Genomic DNA, 16,629 nt, shown 5'->3' on the forward strand with positions numbered 1-16,629 from the left:
TGCAGGGTGATGCCGGAGACGGGCGGGTTCATGTCGGCCGAATGGCGATCGTGTGACAGGGGGTCCTCTGGACGTGACGGTGCGTCGGGGGGCTGAATAGGGTCGAACTAAGGACCGACGACCACCCGCGCGTCTTACGTTTCTTATGACTTGGGGAGCACCTGTGCACCGCAGAATCATCGTTCCGAGCGCCCTCGCGGCCTCCCTGCTGCTGGCGATCCCGGCATCGGCGGCCTCCTTCACCCCCGGCGCCCCGGGCATCGGCGACTCCTACTACCCCGCCAGCGGCAACGGCGGCTACGACGTGTCCCACTACGACCTGCGCCTGAAGTACCAGCCGGCCACGGACCTCCTGGAGGGCACGGCGACGATCCTCGCCACGACGAAGCAGGACCTGTCCCGCTTCAACCTGGACCTCGGCCTGAAGGTCAGTGAGATCCGGGTGAACGGGCGCCCGGCGAAGTTCGCCACCTCGGGCGACCACGAGCTGGAGGTCACCCCGGCGTCCCCGCTGGCGAAGAACACGCCGATCTCCGTGGTCGTCCGTTACGCGGGCAAGCCCTCGGAGTTCAAGGTCGACGGCTGGTCGGCCTGGGCCCGCACCCCGGACGGCGGCGTCGCCGCGCAGGAGCCGGACTCGGCCGTCTGGTGGTTCCCGTCGAACGACCACCCACTGGACAAGGCCACCTTCGACGTGTCGGTCTCGGTGCCGGACGGCACCCAGGCCATCAGCAACGGCGTGTTGCAGTCGCAGTCCTCGCGGCTCGGCTGGACCCGCTTCAACTGGCGCTCCAACAAGCCTCAGGCGACGTATCTGGCGACGCTCGCCGTCGGCAGGTTCGACATCACGACGGACAGGACCGCGAACGGGCTGCCCGTCCTCAACGCCTACAGCAAGGACCTCGGCGACAACGACGGCGCGGCGCGCGCCTCGATCGAGCGCACGACCGAGGTGGCGGAGTGGCTGGAGTCGCTCTTCGGGCCGTACCCCTTCAACTCCCTCGGCGGCTACGTGCCGAACGTGACCAGTGGTTTCGCCCTGGAGACGCAGACCCGTCCGTTCTACAGCCCGCGCCAGTTCGCCAACGGCTCGAACGTGTCCGTGGTCGTCCACGAGCTGGCGCACCAGTGGTACGGCGACAGCGTGTCCGTCCGCGACTGGAAGGACATCTGGGTCAACGAGGGCTTCGCGCGCTACAGCCAGTGGCTGTGGTCGGAGAAGGAGGGCGAGGGAACGGCCCAGGAGCTGGCGGACTACGTGTACGCCACGCGGGCGGCCGACGACCCGTTCTGGACGGTGAAGCCGGGTGACCCGGGTGCCGAGAACCAGTTCCACATCGCCGTGTACGACCGGGGGGCGCTGGCGCTCCAGGCGCTGCGCAACGAGATCGGTGACGAGGACTTCTTCGCGATCCTGAAGGGCTGGCCTCAGGAGTTCGCCTACGGCAACGCCCACGTGTCGGACTTCGTCCGGTACGCGGAGCGGATCTCCGGCAAGCCGCTGGCGGGCCTCTTCGACACCTGGCTGTACCAGCCGTCGAAGCCGGCCGCGACCACCGCCGCCTCGGTCGGCCTGTCCGCCCCCGCGGCGGCCCCGTCCGCCCGCTCCGGTGCGAAGCCGGCGAAGCCCGCGCAGCCGAAGTCGTGGAAGAAGATCGCGGAGACGAACACGATCCACGAGAGCGTGGCGCCCGGGCGCCACGCCGGGCGCTGACCCCGGCCCGGCCCGCGCCGCGCGAGGCCGTTCGTCAGCGCTGGGCGCGGCGGGCGGCCTCGCGGGCCTTTCGTGCCAGGGGCAGGTAGCGCAGGCGCTCCGGGAGGACCGGGACCACCGCGCGCACGAGCCGGGTGAACCGGCGGAGGGCGCGTTCCTGGGCGTCCGTCCATTCCAGGCCGATGGCCTCCCGGGCGTCCGGCGGCATCATTCCGACCGTGAGGAAGGCGCGCAGCCGCAGGAAGGGGCGGCGGAGGACGGGCCAGCAGAGGCGGAGGGCGAGCCGGAGCGGCAGCGGGCCGCGGTCCGGGGCGGGCAGCGGCAGGTCGGTGTCGAGCAGCTCCCGTACGACGGTGGTGGCCTCGATCTCCTCGGCGAGGACCTTCCTGTAGTACGGCCAGAACGCCTCGATCGTCTGCGGCATGTCCCGGTCGTGGATGCCGAGGATCCGGCCGACCTGGAGCCACTCGGCGTACAGCTGCCGTTCCTGCGCCTCGGTGAGGGGGCGGGCGAGGAGGCGGAGCCCGTACCGGTAGATGGGGAAGCCGGTCGCGTGCACCCAGGAGTAGTAGGCCGGGGTGAGGGCGTGGTAGCGGCGGCCGTGTGCGTCGGTGCCCTGGATCGTCCTGTGCAGCTCGCGGAGCCGGCGGCCCTCCCGGGCGGCTCCCTCCCCGCCGTAGATCCACAGCTGGAGCGAGCACAGGGAGCGCTCGCCGCGGCCCCAGGGGTCGGTGCGGAAGACGGAGTGGTCGTCGACGCCGGCGCCGATCGCGGGGTGCGCGACCTGAAGGGTGAGCGCGGCGGGCAGCATCAGGAGCGCGCGGATGTCCCCCGCGACGCTCCACAGCACTCCGCCGACGGGCGGCGGCACGGGGTCCTGGGCGGCCGGGGCCCGGTCGAGCGGCTTCACAAGGCGGTCCATGGCCTTCTCCTCACATGTCCAGGCTGCACCCATGAGGAAGGGGCCGTCACGCGGGCGCTGCGGCCCGGGTGACGGCCCCTTCCGGGGAGTGCGGGGTCAGGCGCGGTCGGCGCCGACCGGCTCGCCGACGATGCGGGCGGCGAGGGCGTGGGCCCAGGCGTCGACGTCGGCGGTGAGCTCGCGCTCGGCGGCGGCGCGCTCCTCGGCGATGCGCGCGGCACCGGCGGCGAGGATCGTCTCCCGCTCGGCGTTGCCCTCGGCGCGGGCGGCGGCGATGGCGGCCGAGCCCTCCTCGACGGCCTTGGAGCGGATGCGTGCGGCCTCGTGGCGGGCCTCCGCGAGCTCGGCCTCGTACTGCTCACGGATCGCGGTGGCCTCGGAGCGCAGGTCGTCGGCGCGCTCGGTGCCGCCCTCGATCGCGTCGTCGCGCTCGTCGAGGGTGCGCTTGATCTTCGGAAGGATGCCCTTCGCCAGGATCAGGAAGGTGAGCCCGAACAACACCAGGCCGAGGATGAGCTCGGCCCAGACGGGGTTGAGCGGACCGAGGTCCATCTTGAAGACAGTGGAGTTCGCGAGGGTCATGCGCGCATTCTACCTGCTCCAAAGAGTGACAAATCAGACACCGGGGCGAGAGTTGGCGTGATCGTGCGGGCTCGGCAAGATTCCCGGCATCCAGAGGCTACCGGAAGGTAACCCTGGCTGATTGTATGTGCGGCGCCAGTCCAACCCCCCACGTCCTCCTGGGAGTTCACGTGTCGCTCGCCGCGCTCCGCCGCGCCCCCGGCGCCGCCCTTTCGCTCGCGCTCGCCGCCGCCACCCTGGCGACGACCGCCCCGGCCGCGTCCGCCGCCTCCGCGGAGGCGCCGCGCCTGAAGGTGCTCACGTACAACACGTTCCTGTTCTCCAAGTCCCTCTACCCGAACTGGGGCCAGGACCACCGGGCCAAGGCGATCCCCGCCGCCCCCTTCTTCCAGGGGCAGGACGTCGTCGTGCTCCAGGAGGCCTTCGACAACTCCGCCTCGGACGCCCTCAAGGCGAACGCCGCCGCGCGGTACCCGTACCAGACCCCCGTCGTGGGCCGGAGCAGGACCGGCTGGGACGCCACCGGCGGCGCCTACTCCTCGACCACGCCCGAGGACGGCGGGGTGACGATCCTCAGCAAGTGGCCGATCGTCCGCAAGGAGCAGTACGTCTACAAGGACGCCTGCGGCTCCGACTGGTACTCGAACAAGGGCTTCGCCTACACCGTCCTGAACGTGAACGGCAGCTTCGTCCACGTCCTCGGCACGCACGCGCAGTCGACCGACTCGGGCTGCTCGGCGGGCGAGGCGGCGCAGATGCGCAGCCGGCAGTTCAAGGCGATCGACGCGTTCCTGGACGGCAAGAACATCCCGGCGAATGAGCAGGTGATCGTCGCCGGTGACATGAACGTCGACTCGCACACGCCCGAGTACGGCACGATGCTCGCCGACGCGGGCCTGGCGGGGGCCGACGCCCGCACCGGCCACCCGTACTCCTTCGACACGGAGCTGAACTCGATCGCCTCCGAGCGCTACCCGGACGACCCGCGCGAGGACCTCGACCACGTCCTCTACCGGTCCGGGAACGCCCGGCCCGCCGGCTGGACCAACAACGTGGTCCTGGAGCAGAGCGCGCCGTGGACGGTCTCCAGCTGGGGCACGCAGTACACCTACACCAACCTCTCCGACCACTACCCCGTGACCGCCTACTGACCCGCGTCAGTACCCGTAACCCCCGAAGACGCTGTAGAGCCAGGCACCGAGCACTCCGGCGACGCAGAGCATGACGAACCAGGAACCGGCGCCGGTGTGCCGCTCCCTGCGGGACGGCCGGGCGGGGCGGCGGGCGCGAGCCGCCCGCCCCGCCTTCCTGTCTCGGCCCGCCTCCGGCACCGGATCGGCGGCCGCGGCGACCTCGGCGAGCAGCCGGCGGCAGACGGCCGCGAGCTCCGACGACCCGGCCGTCAGGTCGACCACCACCTCCGTACGCGCCGGGGCGGTCGTCCCCCCGTCCAGAATCCGCCCGGCGCGCAGCAGCGCCCGGTCCTTGCCCCCGGTCGGGGCGAGGCTGATCCAGCGGCGCACGTGCTCGCCCCGGATCACCACACCGCCGCCCCGCTCCCGGTAGACGGTGTGCTCCCGCCACAGCACCCGGGCCAATTCGTCGGCCGTCTCCCTGAGTTGCGCGTACATCTGACTCCCCCTGTTCCCGTTCCCCCGAGTCGAACAGCCGCTGACTCTAGCCCGCCCCGCCGAACACTCCGACGACGCCCCACCCCCGCGCCCGTCACCCGCCGAAGACGTTCGTCGCAGCGGAGGCACCCCGAGGCGTCAACCAGAGTTGACACCCTCCGGATTGTCAACCTACATTGACAACATGACCGATGCGACCGATCTCGCCGCACGGGCCGGCGACCGCGACCCCCGGGTCGGACTGCGGGCCGTCTCCGCCCTGCGGCGACTGCTGGAACAGCTGGAGGCCGTCCAGGTGCGCAGCGCGCGCAACCAGGGATGGTCGTGGCAGGAGATCGCGACCGAGCTGGGAGTCAGCCGGCAGGCCGTCCACAAGAAGTACGGGAGGCAGTGATGTTCGAACGGTTCACGAAGGCCGCGCGCGCCACGGTGAAGGGCGCCGCCGCCCATGCGGAGCGCGGCGGCGCGACCGTGGTCACCCCGGAGCACCTCCTCCTCGCGCTGCTCGACCGCGAGGGCACGCGCGCTGCGGCGGCGCTCGGACGGCTGTGCCCGCCGGAGCGGCGCCCGGCCCTGCTCGCCGCACTCTCCGACGCGCGGCGCCGGGCCGGTCTCTCCCGGGCGGACGCGGAGGCCCTGGCCGGTCTGGGCATCGACGTCGGCGCGATCGTCGAGCGCGTCGAGGAGACCCATGGCACGGGCGCGCTGGCGGGCGACCGCAAGGACGGCGGGTGGTGGTCGGGCCGCCCCACCTTCTCCCGCGAGGCCAAGACCGTCCTGGAGAAGTCGCTCCGCGTGGCCCTGGCACGCAAGGACCGCGAGATCGGCGACGAACACCTCCTCCTGGCCCTCACCACCCTCGGCGGCGTCGTCGCCGAGGCGCTGGCCGACCACGGTGTCACCTTCGCCTCCGTCGACACGGCCCTGTCCTCCCCCGCGCCCCTCTGAGCCCCGGTCGCCGGACGCCCGGCGGAGCACCGACCGGCTGGACGGTCCCCGGGTCTTTTACACGAATGGTGAGACAGCAATACTGTTGAACCATGGAGCAGGGGAACGACGCCCAGGAGCCCGTGTACACCGTGGACGAGCTCGCCGCGCGGGCCGGTGTCACGGTGCGGACCGTGCGGTTCTACGGGACCCGGGGGCTGCTGCCGCCGCCCGTCATCGGGGCGCGGCGGGTGGGGCACTACGGGCAGGACCATCTGTCGCGGCTCGCGCTGATCGAGGAGCTCCAGCGGCAGGGGATGACCCTCGCCGCGATCGAGCGGTACCTCGAGCAGTTGCCGGCCGACCTCAGCGCGCAGGATCTCGCGATCCACCGGGCGCTGGTGGCCTCCTGGGCGCCCGAGTCCGCCGAGACGATCACCCGGCGCGAGCTGGAGCGGCGGGCCGGGCGGGCGCTGACCGAACGGGACGTGGACCGGCTCGCCGCGATGGGGGTGCTCGACCGGACCGACGAGGCCGACACGTACCGTCTCGACGGGGCGTTGCTGCGGCTCGGGGTCGAGCTGCTCGACGTGCCGATCGAGCACGAGACGATCCTCGCCTCCCGGACCGTGCTCCTGGAGCACGCGCGCGCCGCCGCCCAGGAGCTGTCCCGGCTCTTCCGGGACGAGGTGTGGAGCCCGTACCGGGAGAGCGGGGAGGACCCGGACCACCTGAGCGCGATGAAGTCGCTCTCGGCCCATATGCAGCCGATGGTGGTCCAGGCCCTCGTCACCGCGTTTCAGCGCTCGCTGAGCGAGGAGCTGCGGACGGCTTTCAGGAGTCGGTGAAGGTCTCGCCGCGCTCGGCCTTCCCCACTAGGAGGGCCGGGGGCTCGAAGCGCTCGCCGTACGTCTCCGCCAGCTCGCGCGCCCGCGCGACGAAGCCCGCGACCCCTCCCTCGTAACCGTTGATGTACTGGAGGATGCCGCCGGTCCAGGCGGGGAAGCCGATGCCCATGATGGAGCCGATGTTGGCGTCGGCGACGGAGGTCAGGACGCCCTCCTCCAGGAGCCGGACGGTGTCCAGGGCCTCGGAGAACAGCATCCGCTCCTGCATGTCCCGGAACGGGATCTCGTACCCCGGCTTCGTGAAGTGCTCGCGCAGGCCCGGCCACAGCATGCCGCGCTTGCCGTCCTCGCCGTACTCGTAGAAGCCCGCGCCGCCGCTGCGGCCGGGGCGGCCGAACTCGTCCACCATGCGGTCGATGACGGCCTCGCCGGGGTGGGTGACCCACGTGCCGCCCTCCTCCTCGATCGCCTTCTTCGTCTCGTTGCGGATCTTGCGCGGGAGGGTCAGGGTCAGCTCGTCCATGAGGGACAGGACCTTCGCCGGGTAGCCCGCCTGGGCGGCCGCCTGCTCGATCGAGGCGGGCTCGATGCCCTCGCCCACCATGGCGACGCCCTCGTTGATGAAGTGGCCGATCACCCGGGAGGTGAAGAAGCCGCGGGAGTCGTTGACCACGATCGGCGTCTTGTTGATCTGACGGACCAGGTCGAAGGCGCGGGCCAGCGCCTCGTCGCCGGTCCGCTCGCCCTTGATGATCTCGACGAGCGGCATCTTGTCGACGGGCGAGAAGAAGTGCAGGCCGATGAAGTCGGTCTGCCGCTCGACGCCCTCGGCGAGGACGGAGATCGGGAGGGTGGAGGTGTTCGAGCACAGGAGGGCGTCGGGGGCGACGATGTGCTCGATCTCCTGGAAGACCTTGTGCTTGAGGGCGGTGTCCTCGAAGACCGCCTCGATGACCGCGTCGCAGCCCGCCAGGTCCGCCACGTCGGCGGTGGGCGTGATGCGGGCGAGGAGGGCGTCGGCCTTCTCCTGCGTGGTGCGGCCGCGGGACACGGCCTTGGCGCAGAGCTTCTCGGAGTACGCCTTGCCCTTCGCGGCGGACTCGGCGGAGACGTCCTTGAGGACGACCTCGATGCCGGCGCGGGCGCAGGAGTACGCGATGCCGGCGCCCATCATCCCGGCGCCGAGCACGGCGACCTTCCGGACCTGGCGCTTCTCGACGCCCTTCGGGCGGCTCGCGCCCGAGTTCACCGCCTGGAGGTCGAAGAAGAACGCCTGGATCATGTTCTTCGCCGTCTGGCCGATGACCAGCTCGGTGAAGTAGCGGCTCTCGATGGTGAGCGCGGTCTCGAAGTCGACCTGGGAGCCCTCGACGGCCGCGGCCATGATGGCCTTCGGGGCCGGGTAGGGCGCGCCGTTGAGCTGCTTGCGCAGGTTCGCCGGGAAGGCGGGCAGGTTGGCGGCGAACTTCGGGTTCGACGGGGTGCCGCCGGGGATGCGGTAGCCGGGGACGTCCCAGGGCTGGTGGGACTCCGGGTGCGTGTCGATGAAGGCGATGGCCTTGGCCATCATCTCCTCGGCGGTGGCGGCGACCGCGTGGACGAGACCATTGTCCAGGGCGCGCTTCGGGGCGTACTGCGTGCCCTGGAGCAGCACCTTGAGGAGCGCGTCGGTGATGCCCATGAGGCGGACGGTGCGGGCGACGCCACCGCCGCCCGGCAGCAGGCCGAGGGTGACCTCGGGGAGGCCGATCTTGGAGCCGGGGGCGTCGAGGGCGACGCGGTGGTGGGAGGCGAGCGCGATCTCGTAGCCGCCGCCGAGCGCGGCGCCGTTGATGGCGGCGACGACGGGCTTGCCGAGGGTCTCGATGCGGCGGAGCGCGTTCTTGATCTCGATCGCGCTGTCGAAGATGTCCTGGGCGTGCTCGGGGCCCGCCTTGATCATGTCCTTGAGGTCGCCGCCCGCGAAGAACGTCTTCTTCGCGGAGGTGTAGATGATGCCGCGGATGGAGTCCTTCTCGGCCTCCACGCGGTCGGCGATCGCCTTGATCGAGGCCCGGAAGGCCTGGTTCATGGTGTTGGCGGACTGGTTGGGGTCGTCCAGGACGAGGGTGACGATCCCGGTCTCGTCCTGCTCCCAGCGGATGGTGGTGCTCTCGCTCATGACTGCTGCTTCTCCGTTAGTGGGGTGCGGACGGGACGGTCAGACGCGCTCGACGACGGTGGCGATGCCCATGCCGCCGCCCACGCAGAGGGTGGCGAGGCCGTAGCGCTTGTCCTGGCGCTCCAGCTCGTCGACGAGGGTGCCGAGGATCATCGCGCCGGTGGCGCCGAGCGGGTGGCCGAGCGCGATGGCACCGCCGTTGACGTTGACCTTGTCCAGGGAGATGCCCATGTCCTTGACGAAGCGCAGGACGACGGCCGCGAAGGCCTCGTTGATCTCGACCAGGTCGATGTCGTCGATGGTGAGGCCGGCCTTGGCGAGGGCCTTGCGGGTGGCCGGGGCCGGGCCGGTGAGCATGATGGTCGGCTCGGAGCCGGAAACGGCGGCCGAGACGATCCGGGCGCGCGGAGTCAGCCCGTACCGCTCGCCGACCTCCTGGGAGCCGATGGCGACGAGGGAGGCGCCGTCGACGATGCCGGAGGAGTTGCCGGCGTGGTGGACGTGGTTGATCTCCTCGACCCAGTGGTACTTCTGCAGGGCCACCGCGTCGAAGCCGCCGAGCTCGCCGATGTCGGCGAAGGAGGGCTTGAGGCGGGCGAGGGAGTCGGCGGTGGTGCCGGGCCGCAGGAACTCGTCGTGGTCGAGGACGGTGAGGCCGGCGCGGTCCTTGACGGGGACGATCGAGCGGGCGAAGCGGCCGTCCTTGACGGCGGCGGCGGCGCGCTCCTGGGAGAGGGCGGCGTACTCGTCGACGTCGCGGCGGCTGAAGCCCTCCAGGGTGGCGATCAGGTCGGCGCCGATGCCCTGCGGAACGAAGTTCGTCTCCAGGTTGGTCATCGGGTCGGCGAACCAGGCGCCGCCGTCGGAGGCCATCGGGACCCGGGACATGGACTCGACGCCACCGGCGAGGACGAGGTCCTCCCAGCCGGAGCGGACCTTCATCGCGGCCATGTTGACCGCTTCGAGGCCCGAGGCGCAGAAGCGGTTCTCCTGGACGCCGGCGACGGTGTCGGGGAGCCCGGCGGCGATGGCGGCGATACGGGCGATGTCGGAGCCCTGGTCGCCGACGGGGCCGACGACGCCGAGGACGATGTCGTCGATGGCGGCCGGGTCGAGTCCGGGGTGGCGGGCCTGGATCTCCCGGATGAGGCCGACGACCAGGTCGATGGGCTTGGTGCCGTGCAGGGAGCCGTTGGCCTTGCCGCGTCCGCGCGGGGTGCGGATCGCGTCGTACACGTACGCTTCGGTGCTCACGGAAAGCCTTTCGCGATGAGGGTTCTTCGAGGGGTGCGGAACGAGGTCAGCCGAGGAGGGAACGGCCGATGATCTCCTTCATGATCTCGGTCGTACCGCCGTAGATGGTCTGGATCCGGCCGTCGGTGAAGGCGCGGGCGACCGGGAATTCGCTCATGTAGCCGTATCCGCCGTGCAGTTGCAGACAGCGGTCGGCGACCCGCTTCTGGAGTTCGGTCGCCCACCACTTGGCCATGGAGGCGTGGACGGCGTCGAGGGCCCCGTTGGCGTGTTCCTCGATGCAGCGGTCGACGAAGGTCCGGGTGACGGCGCACTCGGTGGCCATCTCGGCGACCTCGAAGCGGATGTGCTGGAGCCGGGCGAGCGGGCGGCCGAAGGCCTCGCGCTCCTTGACGTACGTGGTGGTGAGCTCCAGGAGGTGCTCGGCCCCGGCGATGCCGGCGACGGCGATGGCGAGGCGCTCCTGGGCGAGGTTGGTCATGAGGTGGAGGAAGGCGCCGTTGAGCTCGCCGAGCAGGTTCTCCTTCGGGACGCGGACGTCCGTGAAGAAGAGTTCGGCGGTGTCCTGGGACTTCTGGCCGATCTTGTCGAGGTTGCGGCCGCGCTCGAAGCCCTCCGCGCCGCGCTCGACGACGAGCAGGGAGAGGCCGTGGGCGCCGCCCTCGGGGGTGGTCCGGGCGACGACGATCACCAGGTCGGCGAGGATGCCGTTGGAGATGAAGGTCTTGGAGCCGTTGAGTATCCAGTGGTCGCCGTGGTCCTCGGCGGTGGTGCGGATGCCCTGGAGGTCGGATCCGGCGCCGGGTTCCGTCATGGCGATGGCGGTGACGAGCTCGCCGGAGCAGAAGCCGGGCAGCCAGCGCCGCTTCTGCTCCTCGGTGCCGAGCGAGGTGAGGTACGGGCCGATGATGTCGTTGTGCAGGCCGATGGCGAGGCCGGGGGCGCCGGCCCGGGTGAACTCCTCGGCGAGGACCGCACCGTAGCGGAAGTCGGCGTTCCCGCCGCCCCCGTACTCCTCGTCGACGGCGATCCCGAGGAGGCCCTGCCGTCCGGCGGCGAGCCAGACCTCGCGGGAGACGATGCCGTCCTTCTCCCACTGCGCGTAGTGGGGCAGCACCTCCTTCTCCAGGAAGGTGCGCACGGTGGCGCGGAAGGCCTCGTGGTCCTCGGTGTAGAGCTGACGCTTCATGCTTCGGGCTCCTGGGTCTTCAGGGAGGGTACGGCCCAGTCGCGGGCGACCTCGGCGGTGTCGGCGCCCGGCAGGGCGGGGCCCGTACGGAGGGTGGCGGGGGTGACGGAGAAGCGGGGCGCGGGGGCGGGCTGTGCGACGCCGTCCCGCTCGGCGAAGGTGGCGCGGGCGGCCAGGTGGGGGTGGGAGGGGGCCTCGCTCAGCGACAGGACGGGGGCGACGCAGGCGTCGCTGCCGTCGAAGACGGCGGTCCACTCCGCGCGGGTACGGCTCCGGAAGCGGTCGGCGACCGCCTTGCGCAGCTCGGGCCAGCGGGTGAGGTCGCCGCGGGCGGAGGCGATGTCCTCGGCGCCGAGGAGACGGACGAACTCGGCGTAGAACCGCTCCTCCAGGGCGCCGACCGCCATGTGGCCGCCGTCGGAGGTCTCGTACACGCCGTAGAAGGGGCAGCCGCCGTCGAGGAGGTTGACCCCCCTGCGGTCCTGCCAGCCGCCCGCCGCGAGCATGGCGTGGATCATGGTGGTGAGGTGCGCGGTGCCGTCGACGATGGCCGCGTCGACGACCTGCCCCTCGCCGTGTGTCCGGGCGTGCTGGAGGGCGGCGAGGACGCCGATGACGAGGTAGAGGGAGCCGCCCGCGTAGTCGCCGACGAGGTTGGCGGGGATGGTGGGCGGGCCGTCCGGATCGGGGCCGATCATGCCGAGGGCGCCGGTGATCGCGATGTAGCCGATGTCGTGCCCTGCGGTGGGGGCGAGCGGCCCGTCCTGGCCCCAGCCGGTCATCCGGCCGTAGACGAGACGCGGGTTGCGGGCGAGGCAGGCCTCGGGGCCGACGCCGAGGCGTTCGGCGACTCCCGGCCGGTACCCCTCGACCAGGATGTCGGCCCGCTCGACGAGGTCGAGCACGGTGGCGGGGCCGTCCTCGGCCTTGAGGTCGACGAGGACGGAGCGCTTGTTGCGGTTGGTGAGGTCCTTGGCGGGGTCGATGCCGAGGCCGGCACCCCCGGGGCGGTCGACGCGGACGACGTCGGCGCCGAGGTCGGCGAGGAGCATGGCGGCGAAGGGGCCGGGGCCGATCCCGGCGAGTTCGACCACGCGCACCCCCGTGAGCGGGCCGTCGCGGCCGGTGTGCGTCGTGCTCATCGAGCCCCCAGACGTGTGTGACACCAATGATGTAACACCGGAGATGCTAGGAACGTGTTCCATGTGGCACAAGCCCCCCGGCCGAGCAAGCGCTTGGAAATTCCGGAGGCCGCGGGTCCGGACGGCAGCGGCTCCGGTTCCGCTATCCTCCGCCGACGACAACCGCGCGGCGGCGCGGTACGGCCGAGACGAGGGTCTTGATGGAGACAGGGGCGGGCGTGGGACACGAGACCGGATCCAGACCGCATGACGTGGTGCTCTTCGGGGCGACGGGCTTCGTGGGCGAGCTCACCGCGGAGTACCTGGCCGAGCACGCACCGGCGGAGTGCCGCTGGGCGCTCGCCGGGCGCAGCCTCGGCAGACTGGAGGCCCTGCGGGACCGGCTCGCCGCCGAGCGGCCGCACCTCGCCGCCCTGCCGCTGCTGGTGGCGGACTCGGCCGATCCCGGTTCGCTGCGGGCGCTCGCCGAGTCCGCGCGGGTGGTGGCGAGCACGGTCGGTCCGTACGTCTGGTACGGCGAGGGACTCGTCGCGGCCTGCGCGGAGGCGGGCACGGACTACCTCGATCTGACGGGTGAGGCCGAGTTCGTGGACCGCATGTTCGTACGGCACGACGCGCGCGCCCGGGAGACGGGCGCCCGGATCGTGCACGCCTGCGGCTTCGACTCCGTCCCGCACGACCTGGGCGTGTACTTCACCGTCCGGCAGCTGCCGGAGGACGTGCCGCTGCGCGTCGACGGCTTCGTCCGGGTCGGGGCCGCCTTCTCCGGCGGCACCTTCGCCTCGGCGCTGACCGCGCTCGGCCGGGGCCGGGAGATGATGCGCGCGGCGCGTGAACGCCGGCTGCACGAGCCGCGCCTGGTGGGCCGCCGGGCCCGTGCGCCGCTCGGCGGGCCGCGGTTCAGCCGCGAGACGGGCACCTGGGCGCTGCCGCTGCCGACGCTCGACCCGCAGGTGGTGGTCCGCTCGGCGGCGGCCCTCGAACGGTACGGGCCGGACTTCCGCTACCGGCACTACGCCTCCGTGAAGACCCTCCCGATGGCCCTCGGCGGCACCGCCGCGATCGGCGCGGGCGTCGCCGCCGCCCAACTACCTTCAGTTCGCTCCTGGCTGATGGGGCGTTACTCCTCGGGCCAGGGCCCGTCGGCCGAGCGCCGGGCCCGCAGCTGGTTCTCGGTCCGGTTCGTCGGCGAGGGCGGTGGACGACGGGTGTTCACGGAGGTCTCGGGCGGCGATCCCGGCTATGACGAGACGGCGACGATGCTGGCCGAGTCGGCCCTCTGCCTCGCCTTCGACCCCCTGCCGAAGACCGCGGGGCAGGTGACGACGGCGGTGGCGATGGGCGACGCCCTGATCGACCGCCTGCGCGCGGCGGGCATCCGCTTCCGGGTGGCGCACCGGGGTTAGAACGCGGCCCGCGTCAGGGGTGGACGAGACGGAAGGGGTGGCCCGCCGGGTCGGCGTAGACGCGCCAGGCGGGCGCCCCGCCCGCGTCGAGCGGGGTGGCGCCGAGCGCGAGCACGGCCGCGTGGGCGGCGACCGGGTCACCGACCCGTACGTCCAGGTGGAACTGCTGCTCGGGCGCGCCCCAGACGGGCGGACGGTGGTCGGCCACGCTCTGGAAGGCGAGCACCGGGCCGCCCTCGTCGCACAGCACGGCGGAGCCCTCGCCGACGGCGAGCGCCGGGTCGGGACATTCGATCGCGCCGCCGATCAACTCCCGGTAGAAGCCGGCCAGTTCGCGTGCGTCCGGGCAGTCGAGGACGATGCACCGCAGGCGACCGATCATCCGAGCGTCCAGTCCGCGATGACGTACAGGACGGCGCAGGCCCAGGCGAGGGCGGTGACCCCGGCGACGGCGAGGGCGGTGGTGAGACCACGGGGTGCGGGAACGCGAGCTGTCATGGGGCCCACTCTGCCGTGGGGGTCTGACAGCGGGCATCCGTACGGGTACTCACCCCGGGTACTCAGACGGGTGCTCAGACCGGGTACCGAGACGGCTACTCAGGCCGACGGCTCGAACGGGGCCCTCGGGGTGAGGTGCTCAGACGGACCCGAGTGACTCCTGTGCCTCCTTGAGCGCCGTACGGCAGAGCGAGTCGGCGCGCCGCGTGGTCTCCGGGATCCGGTAGCGCGGGGTCAGGTGGAGGGTGTGGGCGCAGGCGTTGGCGAGGGAGACCCGGTGGCCGACCGAGACGAACACGGGCTTCACGCCGGCCTGGGTGCGCAGGGCCCGGCCGACCTCCTCCCCGTCGGCGAGAAGCGGGGCGAAGTCGCCGCGGGCGCTGCCGGGTTGCTCGTACGAGAAGGTGAAGGGGTTCTTGGCGACGCCGATGGACGCCCGGCCGGTGAGCACCCCGAGGTGGCTGGCGAGACCGAAGCGGCGGGGGTGGGCGAGGCCGTAGCCGTCGCAGACCAGGAGGCCCGGGTCGGCGGTCAGGGCGTCGAGCGCCGCGAGCACGGTCGGGATCTCCCGGAAGGCGAGGAGCCCGGGGACGTACGGGAAGGAGACCCGGCCGACCGCCGTGGCCTCCTCCACCACCTCCAGGGTCCGCCCGTCGAGCACGACGGCCGCGGCGGCGACGAGGTCCCGCTCGTCGTCGTAGGCCACGTCGAGGCCGGTGACATGGCCCTCGCCGACCGCAGGCCCCTCCTCGTCGCGCACGAGCCGTCCGCGCAGCTCCTGCTGGACGGCACGGGCGGCGCTCTCGTCGGCGGGCCAGCCCGCCGGAATCTCGATGATCGTCATGATGCGGGCCAGCCTACGGCGGGCGGAGCGTCCGTTCCGAGGGCTGGAACGTCCGGACTCCGCCGGGGCGGCGAACGGTAGCCTGGCGATCATGTTCGTACTGGAATTGACCTACACCGCACCCGTCGAGCGGGTGGACGCGCTGCTCGACGCGCACGTCGAGTGGCTCGACGCGCAGTACGCCGCGGGCGTGTTCCTGGCGTCGGGCCGGAAGAACCCGCGGGACGGCGGGGTGATCCTGGCCGCCGGGGTCGACCGCGCGGAGATCGAGAGGATCGCGGCGGCCGACCCGTTCAGCGTCGAGGGCGTGTGCGCGTACCGGATCACGGAGTTCTACGCGACCAAGACGGCCGAGGGGATCGCCGCGTACCGGGAGCAGCTGCCCTCCTAGGGCGTGCGGGCAATGCGGCCCTTCTCGCCCGAGGCCCAGCAGGAGCCGTCCGGGGTGCAGTCGACCGTGTCGTACGAGCCGGTGTCGACGGTGTGCCAGGTGCGGCCGCCGTCCGTGGTGAGATCGGTGCCGGTCGGGCCGACGGCGAGCGCCGCCGCCTTGCTGTGCGGGAGCCAGGCGACGCCGGAGCGGTAGGCGGGCGGCAGTGTGGCCGAGGGGCGCCAGGTGCGGCCGCCGTCGGTGCTGATCGCGCCGGCCCGCGGGGACGGCTGGTCCTTGCGGTAGTCGCCGCCGACGGCGATCCCGTGCGTGCGGTCGCGGAAGGCGAGTCCGAAGACGCCGCGGGCCGGATCGCCGGCCGGGACCGGCGTGTCCGAGGCGGTCCAGGTCAGTCCGCGGTCGGCGGAGTGGAGCACGCGCGCGGTGGCGCCGCCGCCGGTCGCGAGCCACACGTCCCGGGGCCCGGCCGACACGAGGCACTGGCCGCTCGCGGCGAAGCCCGCCTCGCCGGGGAGGGCGTCCGGCATCCCGTCGCTCGGCAGCACCTGCCAGGAGCGGCCGCCGTCGCGGGTGGAGAGGATGCGGTACTTGCCGTCGACCGGGTCGCTCATGGCGAGTCCGTGCCGGTGGTCGAAGAAGGTCATGCAGTCGTAGAAGGCCCGCGCGTCGGTGTTGCGGAAGGACTCGGTCCAGGTGGCGCCGCCGTCCTCGGTGCGCAGCACCCGGGAGGCCTCGCCCTCCCCGATGGCGAGGACGACGGCCCGGCGGGCGTCGAAGGCCTCGACGTCACGGAACTCCAGGTCGCCCGCGCCGGCCGGCGATACGTTTCGCCAGCTCCGGCCGCCGTCGGTGGTGCGAAGGACCGTGCCCTTCGAGCCCGCGGCCCACGCGGTCCGGCGGTCGACCGGCGCGAGCCCCCGGAAGCGGGCGTCGGTTCCGGTCGGTGTCAGCTGCCAGCCGGCCGCTGCCGTGGGGGTCTCCCCGGCCCGCGCCGGGGCGGCCAGGGTCAGCGCCAGCGCCGCCCCGATCAGCCCCACCGACATCATTCGTCTCGTCTTCCCCATGGACGTCATGGCGCCGGAAGCTAGTGCCCCGGGCGGCTCCGCGTCCAGGGGGCGTC

At 72.4% G+C, this 16,629-nt stretch carries 18 protein-coding genes; 7 read left to right on the forward strand and 11 right to left on the reverse strand.

Annotated features, from left to right (window positions below; translation table 11 throughout):
* The first annotated feature begins 163 nt into the window (after positions 1 to 163).
* The gene (locus tag ACZ51I_RS09520; protein WP_468873155.1) at positions 164 to 1,714 is read left to right on the forward strand and encodes a M1 family metallopeptidase; all 1,551 of its coding nucleotides are present in this window, start codon (positions 164 to 166) and stop codon (positions 1,712 to 1,714) included.
* A 34-nt stretch (positions 1,715 to 1,748) separates the two neighbouring features.
* Here the strand turns inward: ACZ51I_RS09520 and ACZ51I_RS09525 are convergent, their stop codons facing one another.
* Together ACZ51I_RS09525 and ACZ51I_RS09530 are read right to left on the reverse strand one after the other, a co-directional pair.
* Positions 1,749 to 2,636 carry an oxygenase MpaB family protein gene (locus tag ACZ51I_RS09525; RefSeq protein WP_468873157.1) on the reverse strand — a complete coding sequence of 296 codons (888 nt, stop codon included), beginning with the start codon at positions 2,634 to 2,636 and terminating at the stop codon, positions 1,749 to 1,751.
* A 96-nt stretch (positions 2,637 to 2,732) separates the two neighbouring features.
* Entirely contained in the window at positions 2,733 to 3,218 is a 486-nt protein-coding gene (locus ACZ51I_RS09530) for a F0F1 ATP synthase subunit B family protein (RefSeq protein ID WP_468873160.1), read from the reverse strand.
* 125 nt (positions 3,219 to 3,343) lie between these two features.
* Here ACZ51I_RS09530 and sph point away from each other — a divergent pair, with 125 nt between their 5' ends.
* Entirely contained in the window at positions 3,344 to 4,369 is a 1,026-nt protein-coding gene (gene sph, locus ACZ51I_RS09535) for a sphingomyelin phosphodiesterase (protein ID WP_468873162.1), read from the forward strand.
* A gap of 6 nt (positions 4,370 to 4,375) precedes the next feature.
* On the opposite strand, the gene ACZ51I_RS09540 is transcribed toward sph, so the two are convergent.
* Positions 4,376 to 4,849, reverse strand: a complete 474-nt coding sequence (locus tag ACZ51I_RS09540) for a hypothetical protein (RefSeq protein WP_468873164.1) — start codon at positions 4,847 to 4,849, stop codon at positions 4,376 to 4,378.
* A gap of 184 nt (positions 4,850 to 5,033) precedes the next feature.
* On the opposite strand from ACZ51I_RS09540, the gene ACZ51I_RS09545 reads away from it, so the two are divergent.
* The 3 genes from ACZ51I_RS09545 (at position 5,034) to ACZ51I_RS09555 (ending at position 6,624) form a co-directional block, all read left to right on the forward strand.
* Entirely contained in the window at positions 5,034 to 5,243 is a 210-nt protein-coding gene (locus tag ACZ51I_RS09545; RefSeq protein ID WP_030315760.1) for a helix-turn-helix domain-containing protein, read from the forward strand.
* The gene (locus tag ACZ51I_RS09550) at positions 5,243 to 5,797 is read left to right on the forward strand and encodes a Clp protease N-terminal domain-containing protein (RefSeq protein ID WP_468873169.1); all 555 of its coding nucleotides are present in this window, start codon (positions 5,243 to 5,245) and stop codon (positions 5,795 to 5,797) included. The genes ACZ51I_RS09545 and ACZ51I_RS09550 overlap by 1 nt, the downstream gene beginning before the upstream one ends.
* A gap of 92 nt (positions 5,798 to 5,889) precedes the next feature.
* Positions 5,890 to 6,624: a MerR family transcriptional regulator gene (locus ACZ51I_RS09555; RefSeq protein WP_468873172.1), complete on the forward strand. Its 735-nt coding sequence runs from the start codon at positions 5,890 to 5,892 to the stop codon at positions 6,622 to 6,624.
* Here the strand turns inward: ACZ51I_RS09555 and ACZ51I_RS09560 are convergent.
* From ACZ51I_RS09560 to ACZ51I_RS09575, 4 genes are read right to left on the reverse strand one after another with little or no spacing between them, the layout of a single operon-like run.
* Positions 6,611 to 8,785: a 3-hydroxyacyl-CoA dehydrogenase NAD-binding domain-containing protein gene (locus ACZ51I_RS09560; RefSeq protein WP_468873175.1), complete on the reverse strand. Its 2,175-nt coding sequence runs from the start codon at positions 8,783 to 8,785 to the stop codon at positions 6,611 to 6,613. The genes ACZ51I_RS09555 and ACZ51I_RS09560 overlap by 14 nt on opposite strands.
* A gap of 39 nt (positions 8,786 to 8,824) precedes the next feature.
* A complete protein-coding gene (locus ACZ51I_RS09565; protein ID WP_468873178.1) occupies positions 8,825 to 10,039 on the reverse strand; it encodes an acetyl-CoA C-acetyltransferase in 1,215 nt (404 codons plus the stop codon).
* Positions 10,040 to 10,085: 46 nt separating this feature from the next.
* Positions 10,086 to 11,228, reverse strand: a complete 1,143-nt coding sequence (locus ACZ51I_RS09570; RefSeq protein ID WP_468873180.1) for an acyl-CoA dehydrogenase family protein — start codon at positions 11,226 to 11,228, stop codon at positions 10,086 to 10,088.
* A complete protein-coding gene (locus ACZ51I_RS09575; RefSeq protein ID WP_468873182.1) occupies positions 11,225 to 12,370 on the reverse strand; it encodes a CaiB/BaiF CoA transferase family protein in 1,146 nt (381 codons plus the stop codon). The genes ACZ51I_RS09570 and ACZ51I_RS09575 overlap by 4 nt, the downstream gene beginning before the upstream one ends.
* Positions 12,371 to 12,570: 200 nt before the next feature.
* On the opposite strand from ACZ51I_RS09575, the gene ACZ51I_RS09580 reads away from it, so the two are divergent.
* On the forward strand, positions 12,571 to 13,776 hold the full coding sequence (locus ACZ51I_RS09580; protein ID WP_468873185.1) for a saccharopine dehydrogenase family protein: 1,206 nt from the start codon (positions 12,571 to 12,573) through the stop codon (positions 13,774 to 13,776).
* Between the two features lie 13 nt (positions 13,777 to 13,789).
* Here ACZ51I_RS09580 and ACZ51I_RS09585 read toward each other — a convergent pair whose 3' ends face one another.
* The 3 genes from ACZ51I_RS09585 to ACZ51I_RS09595 all read right to left on the reverse strand — a co-directional run bounded on the left by ACZ51I_RS09585 (position 13,790) and on the right by ACZ51I_RS09595 (position 15,118).
* Positions 13,790 to 14,158, reverse strand: coding sequence for a VOC family protein (locus ACZ51I_RS09585; RefSeq protein ID WP_468873188.1), 369 nt, complete (start codon positions 14,156 to 14,158; stop codon positions 13,790 to 13,792).
* Positions 14,155 to 14,274 carry a morphogenic membrane protein MmpA gene (gene mmpA / locus ACZ51I_RS09590; RefSeq protein WP_468873190.1) on the reverse strand — a complete coding sequence of 40 codons (120 nt, stop codon included), beginning with the start codon at positions 14,272 to 14,274 and terminating at the stop codon, positions 14,155 to 14,157. The genes ACZ51I_RS09585 and mmpA overlap by 4 nt, the downstream gene beginning before the upstream one ends.
* Before the next feature lie 139 nt (positions 14,275 to 14,413).
* Complete coding sequence (locus ACZ51I_RS09595) at positions 14,414 to 15,118, reverse strand: endonuclease V (protein WP_468873192.1); 705 nt, start codon at positions 15,116 to 15,118, stop codon at positions 14,414 to 14,416.
* A gap of 91 nt (positions 15,119 to 15,209) precedes the next feature.
* Between ACZ51I_RS09595 and ACZ51I_RS09600 the strand changes: the two genes are divergently transcribed.
* Positions 15,210 to 15,509 carry a YciI family protein gene (locus ACZ51I_RS09600; RefSeq protein WP_468873195.1) on the forward strand — a complete coding sequence of 100 codons (300 nt, stop codon included), beginning with the start codon at positions 15,210 to 15,212 and terminating at the stop codon, positions 15,507 to 15,509.
* Here ACZ51I_RS09600 and ACZ51I_RS09605 read toward each other — a convergent pair.
* Complete coding sequence (locus ACZ51I_RS09605; RefSeq protein WP_468873197.1) at positions 15,506 to 16,582, reverse strand: WD40/YVTN/BNR-like repeat-containing protein; 1,077 nt, start codon at positions 16,580 to 16,582, stop codon at positions 15,506 to 15,508. The genes ACZ51I_RS09600 and ACZ51I_RS09605 overlap by 4 nt on opposite strands.
* Positions 16,583 to 16,629: the final 47 nt, after the last annotated feature.

The organism is Streptomyces sp. NPDC034084, assembly GCF_055575535.1.

What these genes read in the sequence shown, in the direction of transcription:
- ACZ51I_RS09525 (WP_468873157.1), bottom strand. Translation starts at nt 2,636, where the DNA reads ATGGACCGCCTTGTGAAGCCGCTCGACCGGGCCCCGGCCGCCCAGGAC.
- ACZ51I_RS09530 (WP_468873160.1), bottom strand. Translation starts at nt 3,218, where the DNA reads ATGACCCTCGCGAACTCCACTGTCTTCAAGATGGACCTCGGTCCGCTC.
- sph (WP_468873162.1), top strand. Translation starts at nt 3,344, where the DNA reads ATGTGCGGCGCCAGTCCAACCCCCCACGTCCTCCTGGGAGTTCACGTG.
- ACZ51I_RS09540 (WP_468873164.1), bottom strand. Translation starts at nt 4,849, where the DNA reads ATGTACGCGCAACTCAGGGAGACGGCCGACGAATTGGCCCGGGTGCTG.
- ACZ51I_RS09545 (WP_030315760.1), top strand. Translation starts at nt 5,034, where the DNA reads ATGACCGATGCGACCGATCTCGCCGCACGGGCCGGCGACCGCGACCCC.
- ACZ51I_RS09550 (WP_468873169.1), top strand. Translation starts at nt 5,243, where the DNA reads ATGTTCGAACGGTTCACGAAGGCCGCGCGCGCCACGGTGAAGGGCGCC.
- ACZ51I_RS09555 (WP_468873172.1), top strand. Translation starts at nt 5,890, where the DNA reads ATGGAGCAGGGGAACGACGCCCAGGAGCCCGTGTACACCGTGGACGAG.
- ACZ51I_RS09560 (WP_468873175.1), bottom strand. Translation starts at nt 8,785, where the DNA reads ATGAGCGAGAGCACCACCATCCGCTGGGAGCAGGACGAGACCGGGATC.
- ACZ51I_RS09570 (WP_468873180.1), bottom strand. Translation starts at nt 11,228, where the DNA reads ATGAAGCGTCAGCTCTACACCGAGGACCACGAGGCCTTCCGCGCCACC.
- ACZ51I_RS09575 (WP_468873182.1), bottom strand. Translation starts at nt 12,370, where the DNA reads ATGAGCACGACGCACACCGGCCGCGACGGCCCGCTCACGGGGGTGCGC.
- ACZ51I_RS09580 (WP_468873185.1), top strand. Translation starts at nt 12,571, where the DNA reads ATGGAGACAGGGGCGGGCGTGGGACACGAGACCGGATCCAGACCGCAT.
- ACZ51I_RS09585 (WP_468873188.1), bottom strand. Translation starts at nt 14,158, where the DNA reads ATGATCGGTCGCCTGCGGTGCATCGTCCTCGACTGCCCGGACGCACGC.
- mmpA (WP_468873190.1), bottom strand. Translation starts at nt 14,274, where the DNA reads ATGACAGCTCGCGTTCCCGCACCCCGTGGTCTCACCACCGCCCTCGCC.
- ACZ51I_RS09595 (WP_468873192.1), bottom strand. Translation starts at nt 15,118, where the DNA reads ATGACGATCATCGAGATTCCGGCGGGCTGGCCCGCCGACGAGAGCGCC.
- ACZ51I_RS09600 (WP_468873195.1), top strand. Translation starts at nt 15,210, where the DNA reads ATGTTCGTACTGGAATTGACCTACACCGCACCCGTCGAGCGGGTGGAC.
- ACZ51I_RS09605 (WP_468873197.1), bottom strand. Translation starts at nt 16,582, where the DNA reads ATGACGTCCATGGGGAAGACGAGACGAATGATGTCGGTGGGGCTGATC.